Source organism: Tropicimonas sediminicola (genome assembly GCF_900188335.1).
In the GTDB taxonomy this organism is placed as follows: Bacteria; Pseudomonadota; Alphaproteobacteria; order Rhodobacterales; family Rhodobacteraceae; genus Tropicimonas; species Tropicimonas sediminicola.
The window spans coordinates 274993-299163 of record NZ_FZOY01000003.1; the positions used below are offsets into that span (position 1 = coordinate 274993).

At 69.2% G+C, this 24171-nt stretch carries 19 protein-coding genes and 1 pseudogene; 6 read left to right on the forward strand and 14 right to left on the reverse strand.

From position 1 onward, the window contains the following. Positions 1 to 94 precede the first annotated feature (94 nt). A complete protein-coding gene (locus tag CHB86_RS09835; protein ID WP_089232863.1) occupies positions 95 to 559 on the forward strand; it encodes a glyoxalase superfamily protein in 465 nt (154 codons plus the stop codon). An 82-nt stretch (positions 560 to 641) separates the two neighbouring features. Here CHB86_RS09835 and gltA read toward each other — a convergent pair whose 3' ends face one another. Both gltA and gltX read right to left on the reverse strand, forming a co-directional pair. After that, positions 642 to 1934 (reverse strand): citrate synthase, encoded by a 1293-nt coding sequence (gltA, locus tag CHB86_RS09840; RefSeq protein ID WP_089232864.1) that lies wholly within the window; start codon positions 1932 to 1934, stop codon positions 642 to 644. 81 nt (positions 1935 to 2015) lie between these two features. Beyond that, positions 2016 to 3434 carry a glutamate--tRNA ligase gene (gltX, locus tag CHB86_RS09845; protein ID WP_089232865.1) on the reverse strand — a complete coding sequence of 473 codons (1419 nt, stop codon included), beginning with the start codon at positions 3432 to 3434 and terminating at the stop codon, positions 2016 to 2018. Between the two features lie 255 nt (positions 3435 to 3689). Between gltX and CHB86_RS09850 the strand changes: the two genes are divergently transcribed. Next, entirely contained in the window at positions 3690 to 5780 is a 2091-nt protein-coding gene (locus tag CHB86_RS09850) for a ComEC/Rec2 family competence protein (RefSeq protein WP_245837876.1), read from the forward strand. Positions 5781 to 5925: 145 nt separating this feature from the next. Here CHB86_RS09850 and lexA read toward each other — a convergent pair whose 3' ends face one another. The 7 genes from lexA to CHB86_RS09885 form a co-directional block, all read right to left on the reverse strand. Continuing rightward, entirely contained in the window at positions 5926 to 6627 is a 702-nt protein-coding gene (gene lexA / locus CHB86_RS09855) for a transcriptional repressor LexA (RefSeq protein ID WP_089232866.1), read from the reverse strand. A gap of 109 nt (positions 6628 to 6736) precedes the next feature. Beyond that, entirely contained in the window at positions 6737 to 7909 is a 1173-nt protein-coding gene (locus CHB86_RS09860) for a molybdopterin molybdotransferase MoeA (protein ID WP_089232867.1), read from the reverse strand. Next, the gene (gene moaC / locus CHB86_RS09865; RefSeq protein ID WP_089232868.1) at positions 7906 to 8382 is read right to left on the reverse strand and encodes a cyclic pyranopterin monophosphate synthase MoaC; all 477 of its coding nucleotides are present in this window, start codon (positions 8380 to 8382) and stop codon (positions 7906 to 7908) included. Before moaC ends, CHB86_RS09860 begins: the two co-directional genes overlap by 4 nt. After that, positions 8382 to 9206, reverse strand: a complete 825-nt coding sequence (gene trpC, locus CHB86_RS09870) for an indole-3-glycerol phosphate synthase TrpC (protein WP_089232869.1) — start codon at positions 9204 to 9206, stop codon at positions 8382 to 8384. The genes moaC and trpC overlap by 1 nt, the downstream gene beginning before the upstream one ends. Continuing rightward, positions 9203 to 9868 (reverse strand): uracil-DNA glycosylase, encoded by a 666-nt coding sequence (locus CHB86_RS09875; protein WP_089232870.1) that lies wholly within the window; start codon positions 9866 to 9868, stop codon positions 9203 to 9205. Before CHB86_RS09875 ends, trpC begins: the two co-directional genes overlap by 4 nt. Continuing rightward, a complete protein-coding gene (gene trpD / locus CHB86_RS09880; RefSeq protein ID WP_089232871.1) occupies positions 9865 to 10884 on the reverse strand; it encodes an anthranilate phosphoribosyltransferase in 1020 nt (339 codons plus the stop codon). Before trpD ends, CHB86_RS09875 begins: the two co-directional genes overlap by 4 nt. After that, on the reverse strand, positions 10881 to 11462 hold the full coding sequence (locus CHB86_RS09885) for an anthranilate synthase component II (protein ID WP_089232872.1): 582 nt from the start codon (positions 11460 to 11462) through the stop codon (positions 10881 to 10883). Before CHB86_RS09885 ends, trpD begins: the two co-directional genes overlap by 4 nt. Before the next feature lie 144 nt (positions 11463 to 11606). Between CHB86_RS09885 and CHB86_RS09890 the strand changes: the two genes are divergently transcribed. From CHB86_RS09890 to CHB86_RS09900, 3 genes are all read left to right on the forward strand, one after another. Next, positions 11607 to 13763, forward strand: a complete 2157-nt coding sequence (locus CHB86_RS09890; protein ID WP_089232873.1) for a divergent polysaccharide deacetylase family protein — start codon at positions 11607 to 11609, stop codon at positions 13761 to 13763. Positions 13764 to 14141: 378 nt separating this feature from the next. Then, positions 14142 to 15554 carry a cardiolipin synthase gene (cls, locus tag CHB86_RS09895; RefSeq protein WP_089232874.1) on the forward strand — a complete coding sequence of 471 codons (1413 nt, stop codon included), beginning with the start codon at positions 14142 to 14144 and terminating at the stop codon, positions 15552 to 15554. Between the two features lie 56 nt (positions 15555 to 15610). Next, positions 15611 to 16336 (forward strand): endonuclease/exonuclease/phosphatase family protein, encoded by a 726-nt coding sequence (locus CHB86_RS09900; RefSeq protein WP_089232875.1) that lies wholly within the window; start codon positions 15611 to 15613, stop codon positions 16334 to 16336. Here CHB86_RS09900 and CHB86_RS09905 read toward each other — a convergent pair. Next, complete coding sequence (locus CHB86_RS09905) at positions 16333 to 17436, reverse strand: AI-2E family transporter (RefSeq protein WP_089232876.1); 1104 nt, start codon at positions 17434 to 17436, stop codon at positions 16333 to 16335. The genes CHB86_RS09900 and CHB86_RS09905 overlap by 4 nt on opposite strands. 103 nt (positions 17437 to 17539) lie before the next feature. Between CHB86_RS09905 and CHB86_RS09910 the strand changes: the two genes are divergently transcribed. Further along, on the forward strand, positions 17540 to 17986 hold the full coding sequence (locus CHB86_RS09910; protein ID WP_176442831.1) for a GNAT family N-acetyltransferase: 447 nt from the start codon (positions 17540 to 17542) through the stop codon (positions 17984 to 17986). Here the strand turns inward: CHB86_RS09910 and CHB86_RS09915 are convergent. From CHB86_RS09915 to CHB86_RS09930, 4 genes and pseudogenes are all read right to left on the reverse strand, one after another. Further along, positions 17970 to 18686 carry a TVP38/TMEM64 family protein gene (locus CHB86_RS09915; protein WP_089232877.1) on the reverse strand — a complete coding sequence of 239 codons (717 nt, stop codon included), beginning with the start codon at positions 18684 to 18686 and terminating at the stop codon, positions 17970 to 17972. The genes CHB86_RS09910 and CHB86_RS09915 overlap by 17 nt on opposite strands. Positions 18687 to 18777: 91 nt before the next feature. After that, positions 18778 to 20748 (reverse strand): annotated as a pseudogene (locus CHB86_RS09920) (DUF3604 domain-containing protein). Between the two features lie 40 nt (positions 20749 to 20788). Beyond that, positions 20789 to 22303 (reverse strand): anthranilate synthase component I, encoded by a 1515-nt coding sequence (gene trpE / locus CHB86_RS09925; RefSeq protein WP_089232878.1) that lies wholly within the window; start codon positions 22301 to 22303, stop codon positions 20789 to 20791. A gap of 7 nt (positions 22304 to 22310) precedes the next feature. Then, positions 22311 to 24161, reverse strand: coding sequence for a peptidyl-prolyl cis-trans isomerase (locus tag CHB86_RS09930; protein ID WP_089232879.1), 1851 nt, complete (start codon positions 24159 to 24161; stop codon positions 22311 to 22313). Between the last annotated feature and the right edge of the window lie 10 nt (positions 24162 to 24171).

The following is a 24171-nucleotide window of genomic DNA, read 5'->3' on the forward strand; positions in this document are numbered from 1 at the left end:
TCGAAGATGATCATCCCGAGCCCGAGCGACATCCGGCAGGGTGGCAATGCGAGCCCCATCGAACCGCCATCGGTCGCGTTTCACGAGGCAACAGATGACCCATACTCATTCCAACGACCGCCTTCCCGGCGTCTATGCCCTGAAGGCGCAGGCACGCCGCCTGCGCGACAGTCTCGCCGCAACCGGCACTCCGGTGTCCCATTCCCGCAGCCTCGAGCTGCTGGCCGCCCAGCTCGGCTATCGCGACTGGAACACCCTGCACGCCGCCGCCAACACGCAGCCGACGCCGAACCGCCCGCTGCCGCCGCTTTCCGTCGGCGACAGGGTGCGCGGCAGCTATCTCGGCCAGGCCTTTACCGGCGAAGTTCTGGCGCTGCGCCAGATCGCCGGCGGCACGCATCACGAGGTGACGCTGCATTTCGACGATCCGGTCGACGTGGTGCGCTTCGACAGCTTCTCCTCGTTCCGTCAGCGCGTGTCGGCGACGATCGACGGGAAGGGCGTCTCGCCGCAGCGCACGTCGGACGGTGCGCCGCACCTGCGCGTCGCCGCGATCTGAGGCACGCCCCCCCCCTTGAAACGGCAGAAGGCCGGGGCAATGCCCCGGCCTTCGCCTGTTCTGGTGCCGATGGCGCCGTGTCTCAGCCCCGGTTCTCCACCTCGACGTAGTCGCGGAAGGGATGGCCGGTGTAGAGCTGGCGCGGGCGGCCGATCTTGTGCGCCGGATCGGAGAGCTGCTCCTTCCACTGCGAGATCCAGCCGACGGTCCGCGACAGGGCGAAGATCGGGGTGAACATCGAGGTCGGGAAGCCCATCGCCTCGAGGATGATGCCGGAGTAGAAGTCGACGTTCGGGAACAGCTTCTTCTCGGCGAAGTAGGGATCCTCCAGCGCCTGGCGCTCCAGCTCCTTGGCGACCTGAAGGGTCGGGTTGTCGTGGATGCCGAGCAGGTCCAGCACCTCGTCGGCCGATTCCTTCATGACCTTCGCCCGCGGGTCGAAGTTCTTGTAGACGCGGTGGCCGAAGCCCATCAGGCGGAACGGATCGTCCTTGTCCTTGGCGCGGGCGATGTATTCCGGGATCTTGTCCACGGTGCCGATCTCGCGGAGCATTTCCAGGCAGGCCTGGTTGGCGCCACCGTGGGCCGGGCCCCAGAGACAGGCCGCACCGGCCGCGATGCAGGCGAAGGGGTTGGCGCCCGACGAGGAGGCCAGACGCACCGTCGAGGTCGAAGCGTTCTGCTCGTGGTCGGCGTGCAGCGTGAAGATGCGGTCCATGGCGCGGGCCAGGACCGGGCTCACTTCGTAATCCTCGGCCGGGACCGAGAAGCACATGTTCAGGAAGTTCGCCGCGTAGTCGAGATCGTTGCGCGGATAGACGAAGGGCTGGCCGATCGAATACTTGAACGCCCAGGCGACGATCGTCGGCATCTTCGCGATCAGGCGGTGCGTGGCGATCTCGCGCTGGCGCGGGTCGGAGATGTCGGTCGAGTCGTGGTAGAAGGCCGACATGGCGCCCATCACGCCGACGATGATCGCCATCGGGTGCGCGTCGCGGCGGAAGCCGCGGTAGAAATACGTCATCTGCTCGTGGAGCATGGTGTGACGGGTGATGGTGTTCTCGAACTTCTCCATCTCCGCCGCGGTCGGCAGCTCGCCGTAGAGTAGCAGGTAGCAGACTTCGAGGTAATGCGACTTGGAGGCCAGCTGGTCGATCGGGTAGCCGCGGTGCAGCAGCTCGCCCTTGTCGCCATCGATGAAGGTGATGGTCGACTCGCAGGCCGAGGTCGAGGTGAAGCCCGGGTCATGGGTGAAGACATCGCCCTGGGCGTAGAGCTTGCGGATGTCGATCACGTCCGGCCCGGCGGTGGGCGAGTGGATCGGCAGTTCGAGCGTCTTGTCGTCGAACGTCAGCGTCGCTTTTCTGTCTGTCATGTGGCGTCCCTTTCTGACTGGCACCGATGTCGCACGGGGGCGCACATCCGGGCTCGGATTTCTGCTACGCGGGCCGTGGGATCACTCCCCCGGATGGCCCGCGGCGTCTGCTATGCGGCCCAGGGTCTCCTCCCGGCCGATCACGAGCATCATGTCGAAGACGCTCGGCGTTGCTGTGCGCCCCGCGAGGGCCGCACGAAGGGGCTGTGCGATCTTTCCGAGCTTGAGCCCCTTGAGGTCGGCGAATTCCTTGACGGCCCCCTCGAGACCGTCGCGCGTCCAGCTAGCATTTTGCAGGTGCGGCGTCAATTCTTCCAGTATACCACGGGATACCGGATCGAGCGCGCCGGCAGCCTTTTCGTCCGGCACAATCGGCCGTTCTGTCAAGGCGAAATGTGCTTTTTCAAGGAGTTCTCCGAAGGTCTTCGCGCGCTCCTTGAGGCTGTCCATGCCCCGCGACAGTGCGTCCTTTTGCGTTTCGGAGAGCGGAGCAGCCTCGATTGCGGCCAGATAGGCGATCAATTCCTCGAGCAGATCGGAGTTTTCTGCAGCTGCAATATGCTGCCCGCAGAGGTTCTCGAGCTTCTTGAAATCGAACCGCGCGGCGGCCTTGTTGATGCCGTCGAGGTCGAACCAGTCGAGCGCCTGCGCATCGGTGAAGAACTCGTCGTCGCCGTGGCTCCAGCCGAGCCGGGCGAGGTAGTTGCGCATCCCCGCGGCCGGGTAGCCCATCTTCTGGTACTCCTCAACGCCGGTCGCGCCGTGGCGCTTGGAGAGCTTCTTGCCGTCTGGGCCGAGGATCAGCGGGATGTGGGCATAGACCGGCAGCGGCCAGCCCATCGCGGTGTAGATCAGCGACTGACGCGCGGCGTTGGCCAGGTGGTCGTCGCCGCGGATCACGTGGGTGATGCCCATGTCCACGTCGTCCACCACGACGGCGAGCATGTAGGTCGGCGTGCCGTCGGACCGCAGCAGGACCATATCGTCGAGATCTGCGTTTTTCCATCGCACGGTGCCCTGAACGGCATCCTCGATCACCGTCTCGCCCTCGCGCGGGGCCTTGATCCGCACCACATAGGGTGCGTCCGGGTGGGTCGAGGGATCGGCGTCGCGCCAGGGCGACTGGAAAGTCGTGCTCCGCCCCTCGGCGCGCGCCGCTTCGCGGAACGCGGTGATCTCTTCGGGGGTGGCAAAGCACTTGTAGGCCGCGCCCCGCGCCAGCAGTTCATGCGCCACCTCGGCGTGCCGCCCGGCGCGCTCGAACTGGCTCACCGCCTCGCCGTCCCAGTCGAGCCCGAGCCAGCGCATCCCGCGCAGAATCGCCTCGGTCGCTTCCGGCGTGGAACGCTCCCGGTCGGTATCCTCGATCCGCAGCAGGAACTTGCCGCCGCGACCCCTGGCATAGAGCCAGTTGAAGAGCGCGGTGCGGGCCGTGCCAATGTGCATGAACCCGGTGGGGGAAGGTGCGATGCGGGTGACGACTGGGGGCGTGTCCGACATGAAAACCTGAGACCTCTCGCTGCATTGGGCGCGCCGTCATGCGAGGTTCCGGGATCGTCCCGGCCCCCCGCATCGCGCCCTCCGATATCTGTCGTCGCGGATATATTTCAGCGCTGGCGGGATGGAAAGCCAAGCCCGCGGCGAATGCAAGAGGGCTTGATGAGGACGCCGTCACGGAAGCCTGCGACAGGCTGAACCGGGGGCGACCGGCGGGCGTTAACGCTTTGGCAAGGATGATCGCCGAAGGCTGGCGCGATGGAACCCGTTGCACCGGCCGAAATGCCCGATGCCGGAGAGGCAGGCAGGCAGGGAAGGATCGCCGCGGCGCTTCTGGCGCAGCGGGGGCGGCTGTTGCTGTGGGTCCCGATCTGCCTCGGCCTCGGCAGCGGCGGCTGGTTCGCCTTGCGGGTCGAGCCGGGGGCGGAGGTCTACCTGGGCGGCGCGCTGGCGATCCTGGTGCTGATGGCGCTCGGCCGCTGGGCCGGGGAGGTCGCTGCGCCGCTGGTCTGGGCGGTGGCGCTGGTACTCTGCGGCGCGATGCTGGCGGGCGCGCGGGCGCATTCGGTGGCGGCGCCTGTGCTCGGGTTCCGCTACTACGGGCCGGTCGAGGGCCGGATCATCGAGATCGACCGCTCCGTCTCCGACAAGCCTCGGCTGACCCTGGACCGCGTGGTGCTCGCCGATGTCGCCCCGCACCGCACGCCCGAGCGCGTGCGCGTGTCCCTGCACGGCCCGCAGGATTACGTGATCCCGGAGCCGGGCCTGACGGTGATCCTGACCGGCCATCTCTCGCCCCCCGCCGGCCCGGTCGAGCCCGGCGGCTTCGACTTCCGCCGCAATGCCTGGTTCGAGCGGCTTGGCGCGACCGGGTACACCCGGACGCCGGTGCTCGTGCTCGCCCCGGCAGAGGAGGGTCGGGCCGGGCTGGCGGTGTTCCGGATGCGAATGGCGATCAGTGCCGCGGTTCAGGAACGCATCCCCGGCGCCGCCGGGGCCTTCGCGGCCGCGATCCTGACCGGTGACCGCTCCGCCATGCCGCGCGAGGTGGTCGAGAACCTGCGCAACTCCAACCTCGCGCATCTGCTCGCGATCTCCGGCCTGCACATGGGGCTGCTGACCGGATCTGTCTTCGCCGCGCTGCGCGGTTTGCTGGCGCTGGTGCCATGGCTCGCATTGCGCTTCCCGATCCGCAAGGCGGCGGCGCTCGGCGCGCTGGCGGTCGGGGCCTTCTACCTCGCGCTGTCGGGCGGGGCCGTGTCCACCATGCGGGCCTTCGTCATGGTCTCGGTCATGCTGGTGGCGGTGATCCTCGAGCGGCGGGCGATCTCGCTGCGCTCGGTTGCTCTGGCGGCGACGTTGCTGCTGGTGATCTCCCCCGAAGCGCTGCTGGGCCCGGGCTTCCAGATGTCCTTCGCCGCCACGACCGCGCTGGTCGCGGCCTTCGGCGCGCTGCGGACACAGCGCGAACGGATGAACCGGCTGCCGCGCTGGCTGATGCCGGTGCTCGCGGTCGTACTGTCCTCGGCCGTCGCGGGAGCGGCCACGGCGCCCTACTCGGCGGCCCATTTCAACCGGCTGGCGGATTATGGCCTGCTGGCCAATCTGGCCTCGGTGCCGCTGATGGGCGCGCTGGTGATGCCCGCGGCAGTGACGGCTGCGGTGCTCTGGCCCTTTGGGCTTGCCGCCCCCGCGTTCTGGGCGATGCAGATGGGGCTCGAGTGGATCCTCTACGTGGCCGATCGTGTCGCGGGGATGGACGGGGCGGTCACCCACGTCATCTCGCCCGGAGACGCGGTGCTGCCGCTCCTGACGCTCGGATTCCTGTTCACGCTGATCTGGTGCGGCCGGATGCGCTGGATCGGGCTTGGCGCGGTGGCGGTGGCGCTTGCGCTCTGGACACAGGCCTCCCGTCCGGACGCACTGATCGCCGACACCGGGGGGCTGGTGGGGATCATGGGGCCGGACGGGCGCGCCCTGTCGCGCCCGCGGGGCGACGGTTTCGCCGCCCAGGTCTGGCTGGAGAACGATGGCGACGGAGGGGACCAGGCGAGCGCCGCCGTGCGCACCGGCTTCACCGGTCCGCCCCACGACCGCCGCGCGGCGCTTGGCGACACCGCCGTTCGGCATCTGGCCGGCAAGACCGGTCTGAAGGAGCTGGGCGAGCGATGCGGACCTGGGGTGATCGTCACCAACGTGGAGGTCGAAACCCGGCCCGCCGGCCCGTGCTGGCTGCTCGACCCGGTGGATCTGCGCGCGACGGGAGCGGTTGCGCTGCGGATTCGGGATGGCGGCCTGGAGGTCGAGACGGTGGCGGAGCGTTCGGGGCAACGCATGTGGTCGCCCTGACCCGAGCCGGGACAGTCGTTATTCCTGAAGCGGAGCGCCCGGCCTGGGACCGCCGCGCGAAGCGCGGCTCGGCCCAACGGGAGGAGGCGCATCTGTGATGCGCCGACGACGGGCGGGAGCCCTCCCGGGCGGCGCTCCCGACGGATCAGTAGGTGCGGATCAGACCGACCAGCCGGCCCTGGACCTTGACCTGGTCGTCCCGCAACAGGCGGGTCTCGTAGGCCTGGTTGGCAGCCTCCAGGGCGATCATGCCGCCCTTGCGGCGGAAACGCTTCAGCGTCGCTTCGTGATCCTCGACCAGCGCGACGACGATGTCGCCATCGTCCGCGGTGTCCTGCTCGTGGATCACCACCACGTCGCCATCGTTGATTCCGACCTCGATCATCGAATCCCCGCGCACCTCGAGCGCATAATGCCGGCCCGCGCCGACCATCTGGCCGGGCACCGCCACGGTGTGGCTGACCTCGCTGATCGCTTCGATGGGAACACCGGCGGCGATCCGGCCCATCACAGGCAGTTCCGTCGCGTGCAGGTCCACAGGAATCGAGTTCGCGGGCTGGGGCGGGGTTGCCGGCGCCGGTTCCGCCGCGTCGCCCTCGATCACAACGGGCTTGAACCCCTTGGCCTGGAGCGTCTCCGGCAGCCGGACGATCTCGATCGCCCGGGCGCGGTGGGCGAGGCGACGGATGAAGCCCCGCTCCTCCAGTGCCGTGATCAGCCGGTGAATGCCGGATTTTGACCGCAGGTCGAGCGCGTCCTTCATCTCGTCGAAGGAGGGCGGAACCCCGTCGCGCTGCATCCGCTTGTGAATGAATTCCAGCAGGTCGAGTTGCTTCCGTGTCAGCATGGCACCCTTCCGTTGTCTGCCCGCGCGGGCGCATTCCGCCGGCCCGCGTTTCCCCCATGTTCTGCCAGTGTTCACGTTTTGTGTCAACCGGCCCAATGGAAGCAGACGATCAGATCGGCAGGATCTCCACCGTCTCGCCGGCCTTGCGCGGCCCGTCGGCCACCGGGCGGACGAGCAGGGCGTTGGCGCGCGACAGGATGCCGAGCAGGGCGCTGTCCTGCCGTTCGAAGGGCGTGACCACGCCGTCGGCCAGCACCGCCCGCATGTAATGCTCGCGGGGGCCGTTCGCGTCCACGTCGATCCCAAGCACGGCCGTCTTCCTAGGCGCGGGCGCCCGGCCGAGTCCGAGCATTGCGCGCAGCAGGGGGAGGATGAATATATGACCACAAACCATTGCGGAAACGGGATTTCCTGGCAGTCCGACCATCGCGGAGCCGTTCAGGCGGCCGGCCATCAGCGGTTTGCCCGGGCGCATCGCCACCTTGTAGAAGGCGCGCTCCATGCCGAGGGCCCCGGCGACCGGCGCGACGAGGTCGTGGTCGCCCACGGAAGCGCCGCCAATGGTGACGATCAGGTCCGCGCCGGCGGCCAGTTCGAATGCGGCGCGCAGGCTGGCCTCGGTGTCGCGGGCAATGGGCAGCATCCGCGCCTCGGCTCCGGCGGCCTCGATCATCGCCTTCAGGCCGAAGGAGTTGGAGGCGATGATCTGGTCGGGCCGCGGATCCTCGCCCGGCATCACCAGCTCATCGCCGGTTGCGAGCAGGGCAACGGAGGGCCGGCGGGCCACCACCAGTTCCGGCACGTTCATCGCCGCGGCCAGGGCCACGTCGCCGGGCGACAGGAGGCGTGGCGCCTCGATCCGGTCGCCGGGACCGAAATCGCCGCCGGCCGGGCGGATGTTGTCGTTGTGCAGATCGGCCTCGGTGATCGTCATCACCTCGCCGTCGCGGGCGGTGTCTTCCTGGATCACCACGAAGTCCGCGCCCTCGGGCAGGGGCGCACCGGTGAAGATCCGGACGGCCTCGCCGGGGCCGACGGTGCCGGAGAACGCCCGCCCCGCCGGGGCCTCGCCGATCACCCGGAACCGGGCGCCCGTCGCGATCTCGGCCCGGCGCAGGGCGTAGCCGTCCATGGCGGAGGCGGCGAAGGGCGGTTGCAGGCGGCGGGCGATCACCGGTTCGGCCAGCACCCGGCCGGCGGCGTCGGCGAGCGGCACGCGCTCGGTGCCGAGCGGCGCGGCGAGGTCGAAGAGCCGATCCAGCGCCTCGGAGACGGGGATCATGCGCCCGCCTCGAACCGCCCGGACTTGCCGCCGTCCTTCAGGATCACCCGGATGCCGCCCATCTCCATGCCGCGGTCCACCGCCTTGAGCATGTCGTAGACGGTGAGCGCGGCGGTGGAGACCGCGGTCAGCGCCTCCATCTCGACCCCGGTCTGGCCGGTGGTCTTGACCGTCGCGGCGATGCGCACGCCGGGCAGGGCGGGGTCGGCCTCCAGTTCCACCGCGACCTTGCTGATCGGCAGCGGGTGGCAGAGCGGGATCAGATCGGCCGTCTTCTTGGCCCCCATGATCCCCGCCAGCCGCGCCACGCCCAGCACGTCGCCTTTCTTGGCGCTGCCCTGCTGCACCAGTGTCAGCGTCTCGGGCAGCATCCGCACCCAGCCTTCCGCCACGGCGACGCGGCTGGTGATCTCCTTGTCCGAGACATCGACCATGTGGGCGCGTCCCTGCGAGTCGAAATGCGTGAGAGCCATCACATGCCTCCGCCGTGCGCGGCCGTGAGCGGGTTGGCGAGCAGCGCGCGCGTGGCGCTCTCGACATCCTCGTTGCGCATCAGGCTTTCGCCGATGAGGAAACAGCGGGCGCCGTACATCGCCAGCTCGGCGAGCTCCTTCGGCCCGTTCAGCCCGCTCTCCGAGACGATCAGGTATTCCTCGGGGATGTGCTTGATGAGCCCGCGGGTGACGTCGAGCGAGGTCTCGAAGGTGTTGAGGTCGCGGTTGTTGATGCCGATGAGCCTCGACTCGAGATGCAGGGCGCGGTTCAGTTCCTCGGCGTTGTGCACCTCGATCAGCGCGTCCATGCCCCATTCATGGGCCGCGGTTTCCAGCTCGGAGGCCTGCGCGTCGGAGACCGAGGCCATGATGATCAGGATGCAGTCTGCGCCGAGGGCGCGGGCCTCGGCGACCTGGTAGGTGTCGTACATGAAATCCTTGCGCAGCGCCGGCAGGGAGGTCGCGTTGCGGGCGGCGGTCAGGAACTCGTCGGCGCCCTGGAAGGACGGGCCGTCGGTCAGCACGCTCAGGCAGGTCGCGCCGCCGCGCTCATAGGCCTGCGCCAGCGCCGGCGGGTCGAAATCGGCGCGGATCAGCCCCTTGGAGGGGCTGGCTTTCTTGACCTCGGCGATCAGTCCATAGCCCTGCTTGACCGCCTTGCGAAGCGATGCCTGGAAGCCGCGCACCGGGTCCGCGCCGCGCGCCAGCGCCTCGACGTCGCTGTAGGAGCGGGCCTCCTTGCAGGCGGCGATATGCTCCAGCTTGTACGCCTTGATCTTCTCGAGAATAGTCGGGGTGCTCATGACGTCTCCGGGGTCGTCCAGTTGATGGGAGTATGCCCCTGGGCGCGCAGCCAGTCGTTGGCGCGCGAGAAGGGTCGGGAACCGAAAAATCCGCGGTGGGCGGAGAGAGGCGAGGGATGCGCCGTCTCGATCTTGAGGTGCCGCGTGGCGTCGACCGAGGCCGCGGCAGCCTGGGCGGGCTTGCCCCAGAGCAGGAAGGCGCGCGGCCTGTCGGACAGGCGGGCCAGCACCTGCGCGGTGAGCCTCTGCCAGCCGACCGCCTTGTGGCCGTTGGCCTCGCCTGCGGGGACGGTCAGCACCGCGTTCAGCAGCAGCACACCCTGACGGGCCCAGAACCGCAGGTCGGCGTTCGGCGGCACGGAGCCGAGATCGTCCTGCATCTCGCGAAAGATGTTGGCCAGCGAGCGCGGCAGCGGCCGCACCTCGGGCTCGGCGGAAAAGGCCAGCCCGTGGGCGTGGCCCGGCGTGGGGTAGGGGTCCTGGCCCAGGATCACCACGCGGACGTCCTCCGGCTGGGTCATCTCCAGCGCGGCGAAGACCCGGTCGGGTGCGGGCAGGAAGGGGCGCTCCTCGGCCGCCAGCGCCGCGTCGATGCGGGGCAGGTCGTCTCGGAAGAACGGCAAGCTCGCCCAGGCGCCCGTATGAGCCGGGTCGAGCTTCATACGGCGGCGGAGGTGAGTGCGGCCAGCGCCTGCACCTTGGCGCGCGCCTGGCCGGAATCGATGCTGGTCCGGCCCATCTCGACGCCTTCTTTCAGGTCGGCGGCCACGCCGGCGACCAGCAGCGCGGCGGCGGTGTTCAGCAGCACCGCGTCGCGATAGGCGCCCGGCGCCCCGTTGAGCAGCGCGGCGAAGGCGCGGCCGTTTTCCTCCGGCGTGCCGCCGAGGATCGCCTCGAACGGATGGACCGGCAGGCCGGCGTCCTCGGGCGAGACCTCGAACTCGGTCACGGTGCCGTCCTTCAGCGCGGCCACTTGCGAGGGGCCGGCGATGGAGAGCTCGTCGGTGCCGTCGGAGCCGTGCACCAGCCAGGCGGAGACGCTGCCGAGCGCGCCGAGGGTCTCGGCCATCGGGCGCAGAAGGGCGGGAGAATAGGCGCCGGTCAGCTGGCGCTTCACGCCCGCGGGGTTGGTCAGCGGGCCGAGGATGTTGAAGATCGTGCGGGTGCCGAGCTCGGTGCGGGTCGGCATGACGTGGCGCATCGCCGGGTGGTGCATCGGCGCCATCATGAAGCAGATGCCGGCCTCGGCCAGCGCCCGCTCGGCGACCTTCGGTCCGACCATCACGTTGATGCCCATCTGGGTCAGCGCATCGGCGGAGCCGGATTTCGACGACAGGTTCCGATTGCCGTGCTTGGCCACCGGCACGCCCGCGCCGGCCACGACAAAGGCGGTGGCGGTCGAGATGTTGAGCGTGCCCTTGCCGTCGCCGCCGGTGCCGACGATGTCCATCGCCCCGTCCGGCGCGGCCACGGCGTGGCACTTGGCGCGCATGACGCTGGCGGCGGCCGCGATCTCCTCGACCGTCTCGCCGCGGGTGCGCAGCGCCATCAGGAAGCCGCCGATCTGGCTCGGCGTCGCCTCGCCCTCGAACAGCGCGTCAAAGGCGGCCTCCGCCTCGGCGCGGGTCAGGGGGCGATCGGCGGCAAGGCCGATAAGGGGTTTGATCGTGTCGCTCATGCCGGCACCTTCATGCGGTCGAGGAAGTTCCGGAGCATCAGGTGGCCGTGCTCGGACCGGATGCTCTCGGGGTGGAACTGCACGCCTTCGATAGGCAGCGTCTTGTGGCGCAGGCCCATGATCGTGCCGTCCTCGAGCCAGGCGGACACCTCGAGGCATTCGGGAAGGCTCTCGCGCTCGACCACCAGCGAATGGTACCGCGTGGCCTGGAACGGCCCGTCGATGCCCGCGAAGAGGCCCTTTCCGTCATGATGGATGAGGCCCATCTTGCCGTGCACGATCTCGTGGCAGCGGACCACCTTGCCGCCGAAGGCCTCGCCGATCGTCTGGTGGCCGAGGCAGACACCCAGCAGCGGGGTCCGCGTCTCGGCGGCGGCGGCGGTCAGCGCGAGGCAGATGCCGGCCTGGGCGGGGTCGCAGGGGCCGGGCGAGAGCAGGATCGCGTCCGGGCGCAGGGCCATCGCCTGCTGGACGTCGAGCGCATCGTTCCGGCGCACTTCAACTTCGGCCCCCAACTCGCCAAGATAATGGACGAGGTTGTAGGTAAAACTGTCGTAATTGTCGATCAGAAGCAGCATTCCGGGGTGTCCGAGCAATTGGGGGTGAACCGGTCTCAGTGTCGGGCTATACATGCTCAGAGGCACTCGCCGGGGTCAAGGTCAAGGCCTCGGTCGGGGAATGCCCGAGGCGAGAGCGCAACGATAAGCAAGCGGGGATAAGGCATGGGTCGCGGTATCCTGTCGGGTCTGATCTGGGGCAGCATCATTTCGGTCTTTGTGCTCAGCGCGGTATCGCTGCTGGCACCCTTGCCGCAGCGTCCTGGCGAGGGGGGCGAGGATCTCGCTTCGGTGGAGCCGGAGGCGGACGCCACGGAAACCGCGCCGCAGCTCGACGCGCCGGATGCGGGCGCATCCCCGGAAGCCGAAGTCCCGGCGGCCGAGACCCCCGAGCCCGAGGCCGCGGGACCTGCCGCGGAGACCGCCGGCACCTCCGAACCCGAACGCCCGGCGCCGGCCACCCGGCAGACCATCGGCGAGGCCGTCTCCGTGCCCGCGGGCTCCGAGTTCCGCCGCCCGCCGCCGGAAACGGAAGCCGCGTTGCCGGTTGCCGACCCGACCTCGCCCGTCGCGGGGGCGCCGGCGGTGCCGCCGAGCGTGACCCAGGAGGGCGGGCTGGACCTGCCGCTGACCGAGGGCGCGGCGCGCCCAGACACGCCGGGCATGTCCGTCACCGCGCCGGTCGCGCCGGCGATCGACGAGACCGCCCCGGAGGTGACCGCGGACTCCTCTGGCGGAACGCTGATCCGGCCGGAGGGCGAGTCGCTGAGCCCGGTCTCCGGACCGAACGCAGATAGCTCCCTTCAGCTCGACGGTGGCGGGCTCCCGCCGGCGGTCACGCCGCAGCCGGTCCCGACCGACACGCTCGAAGTCACCGAAACGCCTGCCGAGTCGCTTGCCGCCAGCGATGCGGCGCCGGCCGAATCCATTGCCGCCACCGATGCCGCGCCCGTGCCGGCGGAAGGCGGCGCGGCGGCCGTCGAAGGCACCACGCAGCCGGAGGTCGGTGATGCGGCAGAGACGCCCGCCGTGGACACGGCCGAGGCCACGACGCCCACGACCGAGGCCGAGACCCCGGCCGCCGTCGCGTCGGCGCTGCCCTCGGAGGAGAGCCAGGCAGCAAGCCCCATCGCGCCGGTCGAACCGCCCGAGGCCACGCCGGCCGTCAACGGCGATGCCGCCTCGGAGGCGGAGATCGTGACCGCCAGCCCGGGCACGCCTGTCGATGAGGCCGAACCGGCCCCGGCGGCCGAGGGCGAACAGATCGCCATGGCCGAGTCCCGGACCGAGCTGCCCGGTCCCGTCGCGCCTGAGCGGGTGACGGAGGAACCGCAATCCGGCGAGGCCGTGCCAGCCGAGGGCACCGAGCCGTTGCCCGCCGCGAGCCCCGATGCGCTGCCCGAAGGCGGCGATGAGCCCGACCGGCCGGAGCGCATGGAGATCCGCCGCGCCGACCCCGGCGAGGCCGCGCCCGAGGTCGGGGACGAAACGCCCACCGTGCCCGGCGTCCGGGTCCTGCCGCTGACCGACCGGTCCCGCGGCTCCTCGCGGTTGCCGCAGATCGGGCGGGAACCGGAGGGCGAGGAGGTGGCCGTCGCCGTCGAACCCGAGACCGACCCGCTGCCCGGTGCAACCGGCCAACCGACGCTCGGCGCGCTGAGCCGCCACGCGGTGCCCTTTTCCAACCCCGAGGGCAAGCCGCTGTTCTCGGTGATCCTGATCGACGACGGGTCGCGGACGCTGGACCGGCAGGTCCTCGGCACCTTCAACTTCCCGGTCACCTTCGCCATCGACCCGGCGCTGCCGGATGCGGCAGAGGCGGCGGAGTTCTATCGCTCGGCCGGCTTCGAAGTCGTCGCTCTGGCCACCGGGCTCGCCCCGAACGCCACGGCGCGCGATCTCGAGGTGGCGCTGGAAGCCAACCTCGCCGCCGTGCCGGAGGCCGTTGCGATCATGGATCCCGCAACGGACGGGATCGGCGGCCGTCGGGCCCTCGTGGAACACGCGGTGGAGTTCGCCGCGGGCGACGGGCTGGGCATGATCGGTTGGGACCGCGGGCTCGGCGCGGTGCGCGCGGCCTCGGCGCGGGCCGGCCATCCGGCGGCGCTGATCTTCCGCAGTGTCGACGACCAGGGCGAGCGCAGCACGGTGATCCAGCGCTATCTCGACCGCGCGGCGTTCAAGGCGGCGCAGGACGGGGCCGTTGTCATGGCGGGCCATGCCCAGCCGGAAACGGTGGAGGCCCTTTTCCGATGGGCGCAGGAAGACAAGGCGCAGGAAGTGGCGCTCGCGCCGGTCTCGGCGGTGCTCAGAGGCCAGTAAGGCGCTGATCGCGTCCGCGTCGACCGCTTTCCCGTCGGCGAACGGCCTGACGGAGACGATGGCGGTCGTGCAAGCCCGAGTCCGTGGTTCGACGTTTCGAGCCCCTGTTTCTCTGCGAATTCCGCATTCCGCGTTACGGCCACTTGCCGAGCGGGTGAGCCTGGATGCGGCTCGCATGACGTTCTGAAGGATCGGGTGCCTGGGCGCGTGAGCACGCCCGCGCACGGTCACCCGAACCCGGAGCCTGATCTCTGCAGGCCGAAAGGCGAGCCCCGCCCGGGAACCTTCCTCCCTCGCCAAGCATTACTTGCATCACGGCGGGCGCTGCGTTCAGTATCGCCGGAGAGCCGGAACCGACGTTGGAAAGGGAGGTCTGACATGTGGGTCACGATCTACGCCGTCGCCTATCTGGCTCTGGAGGTCGCGGCCGTCTATTTCGCCCACCGCGCGGTGACCAAGGCGCGCACGCCGCAGGGGTCGCTGGCCTGGGTGATGTTCCTGATTACCCTCCCCTGGCTGGCGGTGCCGGCCTTCCTGTTCCTCGGCCACTTCCGGTTCAGCGGCTACGTCATCTCGCGGCGCGATTCCTCTGCGGTGATCGCCGGCATCGACGCGCTTGCCGAGCTGAACCGCGCGAAGGGAGATGGCGGTCCCTATGGCTTCCGCGCCTTCGAGAGGATCGCCGAAATGCCCGTGGTTTCGGGCAATTCGGTGGAGCCGCTGATCGACGGGCAGCAGACCTTCTATGCCATCTTCGCCGCGATCGAGGAGGCGAAGAGCTATGTGCTGGCGCAGTTCTACATCATCCATGACGACGAGCTGGGCCAGGCCTTTGCCGAGCGGCTCAAGGGCGCGGCGGCGCGCGGCGTGACGGTCAAGCTGCTCTACGATTCCGTGGGCTGCTCCAAACTGCCCAATGCCTACCTGGAGGATCTCCGGGAGGCCGGGATCGACGTCGTCAATGCCCATGCCAGCGGCGGTCCGCGCCACCGTTTCCAGATCAACTTCCGCAACCACCGCAAGACGGTGGTGGTGGACGGGCAGGTCGGGTTCATCGGCGGGCTGAACGTGGGCGACGAATACATGGGGCGGGATCCGACCTTCGGCCCCTGGCGCGATACCCATTGCCGGCTGCGTGGGCCGGTCGTCTCGGAGCTGCAGTTGGTCTTTGCCGAGGACTGGCACTGGGCCACGCGCACGCTGCTGCTCGATTTCCTCGAGTGGCGGGCCGAGCGGGTGACAAACGGCATGGATGCGGTGGTCGTGCCCACCGGTCCCGGCGACCTGCTGGAGACGGGGAGCCTCTATTTCTGTGCCTGCATCACCCGCGCGACCAAGCGGGTCTGGATCGCCTCGCCGTATTTCGTGCCCGATGTCGACATCCTGACCGCGCTCAAGCTGGCGGCGCTGCGCGGGGTCGATGTGCGCATCCTCGTGCCGGCGGCGATCGACCACCGGATGCCCTGGCTCGCGGCCTTCGCCTATTTCGACGAGATCCGGGACGCCGGGGTGCAGGTCTGGCGCTATACCGAGGGTTTCATGCACCAGAAGGTCGTGCTGGTGGACGACAACCTTGCCTCCATCGGCACCACCAACATGGACAACCGTTCCTGCCGGCTGAATTTCGAGGCAACCGTCGTGGTCTTCGACGCCCGCGCGGCGGCGGAGGTGGCGGCAATGCTGGAAGCGGATTTCAGGCGTGCCTATGTACTGGAGAAGAGCCTGAGCGAACAGCCATGGCCAAGGCGCGTGGGTGCGCCCTTCGCCAGGCTGATGGCGCCGGTTCTGTAGCGGCTGCGGGCGAGGCAGCCGGAGCCAGGCCGGCAGGGAAACGGGAGCGAGGCCAGATGCGGCTGCGACTAGCCAGCTACAACATCCAGAAGGCCGTCGGCGTCGATCTGCGCCGCGATCCGATGCGGATTCTGGAGATCGTGAACGAGCTGGAGGCCGACGTGGTCGCGCTTCAGGAAGTCGACAAACGACTCGGCGAGCGGCCTTCGGTGCTCTGCCGCACCTACATCGATACCGAGACGGATTACGAGATCGCGCCGCTGGCCCAGAACGAGGTCAGCCTTGGCTGGCACGGCAATGCCGTTCTGGTCCGCAAGGGGCTCGACATCGCCCATGTGGAGCGCGTGGACCTTCCCGGGCTGGAGCCGCGCGGGGCCGTTCGGGTGGATGTGCAGGGCGAGGACGGGATGCTCTCGGTCGTCGGGGCGCATCTCGGGCTGGTGCGCTATCACCGCCGCCTGCAGTTGCAGACCATCCGCGAACATCTGGGCGACATGCCCGGCCGTGCGGTGGTGATGGGCGATTTCAACGAATGGTCGACGGATCGCGGATTGGAGCCGCTGGAGCGCGATTTCCAGCTGGTCTGCCCCGGCAATTCCTTTCACGCCGCACGTCCGGTGGCCGGGCTCGACCGGTTTGCGCTCGGCCGCGACGTCGGGCTGCGGGACGCAGGCGTGGAGGAGGGGCCGCGGGCAAGCTGGGCCTCCGATCACCTGCCGATCTGGAGCGACATCGAGATTGCGCCGTCAGCGGCTCCGGAGGGGCAGGACGACGGGCGCTAGGGCGCCTCGCCGCCGGGTTCCTCTGGCGTGGCCGATACCGGGGCGGGGGACTGGGCGGGGGGCTGGGCGATCCAGTGGACCAGCAGCCGGTGGAACACGGCAAGGACGACCGGCCCCACGAAGATGCCCACCACCCCGTAGGCCATCAGCCCGCCCAGCACACCGACCAGGATCACCAGCATCGGCGTGTCGAGCCCGCGGCCCATGAAGATCGGCTTCAGAATGTTGTCGATGATCGTCACCGGCGCCAGCAGCACCGTGAAGAGCAGGGCCTGCGATGTGTCCATCGCGGTCCATGCCCAGATGATCGTCGGCAGCAGGACCGGACCGGCGCCGATCTGGATCACCGCGAGCAGCAGGCAGGCCAGCGCCAGCGGGCCGGCGGCGGCGAGGCCGAAGGCGCCCATGATGATGCCGGCCAGCAGGGCCTGGATGACCGCGACCCCGATCACCCCGCGCGAGACGTTGCGGACCGTCGCCCCGGCCATGTCGAGCAGCTCCGGCCCGCTGGTCTCGAAGATCCGGTCGGCGAAGGTTCGGGTGCCGGCGGCAAAGCCCGGCCCGACGACCAGCAGCGCGCCCATGATCAGCACCGACAGGGCCATCATGAGCAGCCCGATCCCGAGCCCCGCCAGCTCGCCCAGCACCCGCCCGCCTGCCCGCAGGATCTGCGGCACGAACCGGCCGAGCGTGTCCGCGAGGTTGGCGTGGGAGGCCGTCCAGACCTCGTGCAACTTGGGTCCGACGAGCGCCCAGTCCCGGATGCTTTCGGGGGGCGGCGGGATATGGAAGGTCCCGGCATCGACGCTCGCGGCAACGGTGTTGGCGGCTTCGAAGATCCCGGCGGCCAGCAGCGCGACCGGCCCTGCCACCAGCAGCAGCCCGAGGGTCGTGAGAAGTCCCGCCGAGATCCGGACCCGCCCGCCGAGCAGGCGCGAGAGCCACAGATGCAGCGGGTAGACCGCGACCGCGAGGATCACCGCCCAGAGCATCAGCCCGATGAGCGGCGCGACCAGCACCACCGCGCCGTAGACGAAGATGGCGATGAAACCGATGCGGATGGCCAGGTCAATGATCTGGCGCTCGGAAATGGGTGTCATGCGCGCCTCCCGGTGCTTCCCTGATCTGGAACCTGCTCATGACGATGCGAACTTGGCAAGCCACGGGATTGCAAAGCCCGCGGGTCCGGCCCAGATATTACACATGGACACACCCGAGATCCGCCAAGCCCGCGCCGAGGACGCCCCGGCCTTCACCTCCGTCATCCGCGCCGCCTATGGACCGTGGATCGACCGGCTGGAGGGCCTGCCGGATGTCGATGCCGGGGTGGCCGACGAGATCGCGCATCACCCGGTCTGGGTGGCGGAGCAACCGGGCACGGGGCGCATCGTCGGCGGGCTGGTGCTGCATCTCGAGCCGGGTGTGGCGCGGATCGCCAACCTCGCGGTGCATCCCGATTGTGGCGGGCAGGGGATCGGGCGCGCGCTGATGGCGGCGGCGGAAGACCACGCCCGCGCCGCCGGCTACGGGCAGATGACGCTCGCCAGCCACCGGGACATGACGCCGACCCTGCGGTTCTATCGCAACAGCGGCTGGGCCGAGACCGGGCGCGAGGGGTTCCGCGTCTTCATGGTCAAGGATCTGGGCTGACGGGCGTTGTCTCGATGCTCCGGGCGGCGCTGATCGCGCGTCTGCGCCGGAGATAGCGGACCAGGCCGGGGCCCAGGCAGAGCAGCCCTAGGATGGCGAGAAAGGCCGGCCCCATGAACGTGGCATGAAGGCCCGCACCGGCCGCCACGGAAAGCAGCAGGATCGGCAGGATCCCGACAGCCGTGGTCCAGAGAAATGTCCACCAGCCGACCGAGGTCAGACCGGCGCCGTAGTTGACGAGGTTGAAGGAGATCAGTGGCACCAGCCGCAAGCCGATCAGCCCCGTCGCGCCCCAGCTCTCCCAGTTCCGCTCGATTCGCGCGAGGTGGCCCGAGGCGTCGCGCGCGGCGATGAACCGGCGGCCGTAGCGGCGCGACAGCCCGAAGGCGATCACCGCGCCCAGCATCGCCCCGATCCAGATCGCGAAGGCCCCGGCCGCAATGCCCAGGGTCGCGCCGGCGCAGATGGCGATGGCCTCGGCCGGGACGGGGACGAAATTGTGGAGCACCATCAGCGCGATCAGCAGCAAGGCGATGTGACCGGGATTGCTGGCCACCTTCTCGACCAGCGCCGCCGGGTCGACGCTCGGCAGCAGCCAGGTGGTGGCGAGGATCGCCAGGGCGCAAAGGCCGAGAACGGCCGCGCCGAGGTACTTGCGGCGGGCGGTGCTGCGCGGGAGAGGCGACGGAGAACTGTCCATCGCCCGATCCTATCACATGGCCCCGGCGGAGGGGGAATCTCAAACCCAAACGTGATGCCCGGCGTCTGCGATCAGTCGCCGGGCGCTGCCGTCAGGGCATGTACCAGATCGGCGAGGTATAGGCGCGGTCCTGCACCGTCGGCGGGACGCTGTCGGGCAGCGGCACGCCGTAGAAGGCGGCATCGTGGGTCGTCCAGCGCGGGGTCGGGATCTCGAGGACGCGCACGTAGTAGAAGGCGCCCTGCGCCGGGTCGAATTCCGGGTCGGTCCAATGCGCCTGCAGGGTCGGCGCGCCGATGCTGTTGGCGTAGGTCGCCGTCTCGATGTCGACCGTGTTGCCGACCGGTTCCCGTGCGCGACCGTCCTCGCCGATCTCGCGCCCGCCGGAGACGGCGAGGTCGTAGACCCGTTCGTGGGTCTCGCCGGCGGCGTCGACCCAGCCCTTCACCATCTGGACCCGGTCGAGATTGGCGCCGTCCGGGTCGCGGATGGCCTGCACCATGAAGCTCGGCGCGCCGCCATCGGGTGCGCCGCGGAGCGCACCGCCCATCGGGACGCCGTTACGGTAGCCCTTGGCCACGAAATCCGGCGTCGCCATGTCCTCGGCCGTGAACTCCCAGCCGCCGAAGACCCGGACGCGCAGGCGCGTGCCGGTCGTCGCGAAGACCTACTTGCGTTTCAGCGCGCCGAAGACCTCCTCGCGCGTGTTCTCCCTGGCCCAGACCGCCGCGAGGCCGGAGGCCGATTCCTGCGCCGTCAGGATGCGCAGCGCGGGATCCTCGGCCGGGATCACGTCGATGTTGTGCCGGTTGGCGGAGGGTTCGGTGTGCTGGTACTTGCCGAAATAGTTCTCCTCGCGCGACGTCGGGATGGCGGTGTGCGCGTCCGTCGTGCCGTAGAGGCCGAACTGGAACGGGTTCACGCCGAGTTCCCGCCCCAGCTTCAGCCCGAGCTTGAGGGCAGAGCGCGCATACTCGTATTGCAGCATCTCCGGCTCTTTCGGGAAGGCGCCCGAGAGGTTCCCGACGTCCCATGTCTCGAAATCGGCGAACTCGTCGTCGGGCGACAGGAAAGGGTGCGTTTCCTCGTCGCCCTTGATCTGCGTCATTTCGTGGATCGGTTCCCAGCGGGCGCGCCTGGCCGCGTACTCGGCGTCCATCGGCGAGCCGTCGAACCGTGTCGGCGCGAACATCAGCCCGTTCGAGAGGTTGGCGTTGTGCGGCACGGCGATCGCCCGCCCGCCCGTCTGCGCCTCGTAGCCCTCGAGGTAGTCCCACAGCCTTTCCGGATCCTCGTTGTCGAAGAACGGGAACGGCCGTGTCTGGCCGGTCTTGTCGGCGCCGTCACCGAACAGGACGATCCGGTGAAGGTTGTCCCCCATCGGGGTGGAGGTCCATTCGAACCCCGACAGCGCGGTGAAATTGCCCGGATCGTTGTAGGAGTCGACCGCGTCGACGATGTCGAGCCAGATCTGTCCGTCGAGGTCGAGCCCGGCGGTCGGGTCGCGGCCCTGAACGGTGCCGATCTCGATGATGTCGGCGAAGGCGGCCATGCGCCCTTCCTGCCCGGAGTTGAACAGGTCGTGGATGTTGCGGCCCCACTCGTCCGACAGCAGGCGTGGGTCCGATGTCCGGACCGCGGTGGCGATGCCGAGCATCTCGGCGTGCTCGGTGATCGCGAGGAAGTCCAGCGGGCGGATCAGTTGAACCGGCTGGCCGGTGTTGGAGAGGACCTTCTCGCCGCGGGCGATGCGAAACGCGTCGTGAACAGACAGCGAGGTGCCGATCAGACCGGCGTCAAAGGAGATCTCGGTGTGGAAATGCAGGTCGCCAAAGAGTACCTGGTCGGGATAGGCGCGGCCGGCGTAAGGCGAATAGACCTCCGGTGCGGCAAAGGTCTCCGGCTCGACCCTGACCTCGTAGGACGACGCCGTTGCGCTCGCCGACATCGCAACGACAGACACCGCGGCCCAAAGACCTTTGCGGCGCGTGCCGCCGCCGGTGGAAACTCCCTGAAACATCGCTCCCTCCCCTTGGAAAATTGCAGCCAAACTGCATCCCATAGGGTGGCAGGAATATGATCCCTGTCAAAGCGAGTGTGATTTAGCGGTTGCCCCGGCGCACGAATCGGCCGGCATCCTGCGCGGCGGCGCGGATGGCGCGGGACTTGTTCACCGTCTCCAGCCATTCCGCTTCCGGGTCGCTGTCATAGACCACCCCGCCACCGGCCTGGATGTAGAGCTTCTCGTCCTTCAGCACCGCGGTGCGCAGGGCGATGCACATATCCATGTCGCCGTCGGCGGAGAAATAGCCCACGCCGCCGCCGTAGACACCGCGTTTCTCGGGCTCCAGCTCGTCGATGATCTCCATCGCGCGGACCTTGGGCGCCCCGGACACGGTGCCGGCGGGCAGGCCGGCCAGCAGCGCGGAGAGCGCGTCCTCGCCGTCCTTCAGCTCTCCGACGACGTTGGAGACGATGTGCATGACATGGCTGTAGCGCTCGATCACGAATTCTTCCGTGGGATGCACGGTGCCGATCTTCGCAACCCGGCCCACATCGTTGCGGCCGAGGTCGAGCAGCATCAGGTGTTCGGCCATTTCCTTCTCGTCGCCGAGCAGGTCGGCTTCCAGCGCGCGGTCCTCGTCCTCGTTGGCGCCGCGCGGACGGGTGCCGGCAATGGGCCGGATCGTGACCTCGCCCTCACGCAGGCGAACAAGGATCTCGGGACTCGCACCGATTACCTGGAACCCGCCGAAGTTGAAGAAGAACATGAACGGCGAGGGGTTGGTGCGCCGCAGGCTGCGGTAGAGCGCGAAGGGCGGCAGCGGGAAATCCACGGTCCAGCGCTGCGAGGGCACGACCTGGAAGATGTCTCCGGCACGGATGTATTCCTTGGCCTTGTCGACGGCCGCCAGGTAGTCCGGCTTGGTGAAGTTCGAGACCGGTTCGCCAACATGGGCCTGGTCAGCGAGCGCGCGGCTTTCGCCCCGCATCCCGGACTCGAGGTCGCGGATCGCGTCCATCACCCGCTCGGCGGCCTGGGCATAGGCGGCCTTGGCAGACAGCCCCTGGCCGGTGAAGGTGGGAGAGACGACCATCACCTCGCCCTTCACCCCGTCGAGCACCGCCACGACCGAGGGTCGCATCATCACCGCGTCGGGCAGGCCGAGTGGATCGGGATTGACGCCGGGCAGGTGTTCGACCAGCCGGATCATGTCGTAGCCCAGATAGCCGAAAAGCCCGGCCGCCGCGGAGGGCAGGCCGTCGGGCAGCTCGATCTGGCTCTCCGCGATCAGCGCGCGCAGAGAGGTCAGGGGATCGGTCTCTTCGTCGACATAGGCGTCGGGGTCGAAGCGGGCCGACCGGTTGATCCGGGCCGCGCTGCCGTTGCATTTCCACACGAGGTCCGGCTTGAGTCCGACGATGGAGTAGCGGCCGCGCACCTCTCCGCCGGTCACCGATTCCAGCATGAAGCTGTCGGTGCGGGCGTCGGCGAGCTTGAGCATCAGGCTGACGGGCGTGTCGAGATCGGCGGCCAGGCGGGCATAGACCACCTGGTTCTGCCCCGCATTGTAGCCACGGGCGAAATCGTCGAAGCCGGGAAGGAGCTGTACCATTGGGCGCTCAGCGGAAGAGTTGCGAGTTCACGGCGTTCAGCCCCGCGTCGTTGAAGCGGATCCCCGCGCTGGAGGTCAGCGACTGCGCGAAGTAGAGGAACAGGTCGGAGGCGGTGCCTTGGGCGACCTGCGCCCGGATCTGTTGCTCCATCAGCGCGTTCTGCGGGTCCTCGGCGTCGACCGGATCGATGCTGTCGAGCACCACCACGATCGCGACGCCCGGAAAATCGACCAGTGTGCTTTCACCGGCTTCCAGCGCAAACACGGCGTCGGCCAGGATCGCGGGCGCGCCGGTCTCGGCAAAGTTCGCGCGGGTCGCATTCTCCGCCGTCTCCACCGTGGCCGCGTCGCTGCCGAGCGTGCCGCCGATCTCGAGCTGTGCCTGCGCCGCCGCGGCCTCTTCACGGGCGCGGTCGAGCGCGCGCTCGGCGAGCAGGGCGTCGGCCACCTGGTCGCGGATCTCGTCCAGCGGCTGCAGCCGCGGCGGCACCGTCTCGTCCATCCGCAGGGCAAAGATGCCGCCATCGTCGAGCGTGTCGATCTCGGGGAAGTCGCTCTCGGTCACCGCCTCGGCGGCAGCGCGGAATGCCTCGTAGCCCGCAACACCGGCATCGACGCCGGGGTAGTAGTCGATCGTGCCGAGCTCCATCTCGGTTTCGGCGGCCAGGTCTTCCAGCGTCGCGCCACCGGCGAGCCGGTCGTCGTAATCGCTGATCATGTCCTCGATCGTCCGGGCGGCGCGCTCGCGGCCAAGCTCCGCGCGGAGGTCCGGCTCCGCCTCTTCAAAGGTGGTTTCCTGCGCCGAGAGGATGCCGTTCATCCGGAACAGCGCCGGGCCCAGATCGGTCGGGTAGGGGCCGACGATGCCCGGCTCTTCCAGCCCGAAGACCGCATCCGCGGCCGCGCCGAGCGCGTCGCGGGTCACGTCGCCGAGATCCACGTCCTGCAGGGTCAGGTCGCGCTTCGCGACCTCCGCGGGGAAATCGCTCTCGCCGGCCTCGATCGCCTCGCGGGCGGCGGTCGCATCCTCGGCCGTTCCGAAGACCAGGCGTTCGACCAGCCGGCGCTCGGGCATGACGTATTGAGCGGCCCGCTCGGTGTAGAGCGCGCGCAGGTCGTCCTCGTTCAGCTCGACCTCGCCGGCGATCATGTCGGGCGTCAGCAGCGCATAGGTGATGCGCTTGCTCTCGGGCAGGGTGAAGGCGTCCTCGTTCTCGGCATGGAAGGCCGCGAGTTCGTCCTCGGTCGGCTCTTCCAGCTCGGCAAGGTAGCGGGTGGCGCGGAAGGCGGCCCAGCGGAAGCTGCGGCGCTCGCCGAGCCAGTTGGTCAGTTGGTCGACCATCTGCTGCGACGGCGCGACCCCGGCCGAGACCGCACCCTGCAGGATCTGGCGGGTGGTCTCCTCGCGCACCGAGGTCTCGAACTCGCTCACGCTCCAGCCGTTCTGCTCCAGCGTGTATTCATAGGCATCGCGGTCGAACTCGCCGTTGACGCCGGCAAAAGAGGAGGACGCCCGGATCTGGCGAGCGACCTCGGCGTCGCCCACCGACAGGCCGAGCCGGTCGGCCTCGCCGTTGATCGCCTCGATCCCGGCAAGCTGCCCGCGCACCTGCGAGGGGATTCCCTGGGCCTCGAGCGTGGCGAAGTTCAGGTCGGTCGCGCCGGCGGCTTCCTGCGCCCGGATCGCCTCGACCATCGCGCGGTAGTATTCCTCGGCCGTGATCTCGCGGTCGCCGACGGTCGCGACGGTGGTGCCGCCGCCGGAGAAACTGGAGATGCCGAACCCGCCGAGACCTGCGATCAGCGCCGCTATCAGCGCATAGACGAGGATGTTACCGGCCTTCTTGCCTTTGCTCATGGGGCACCTG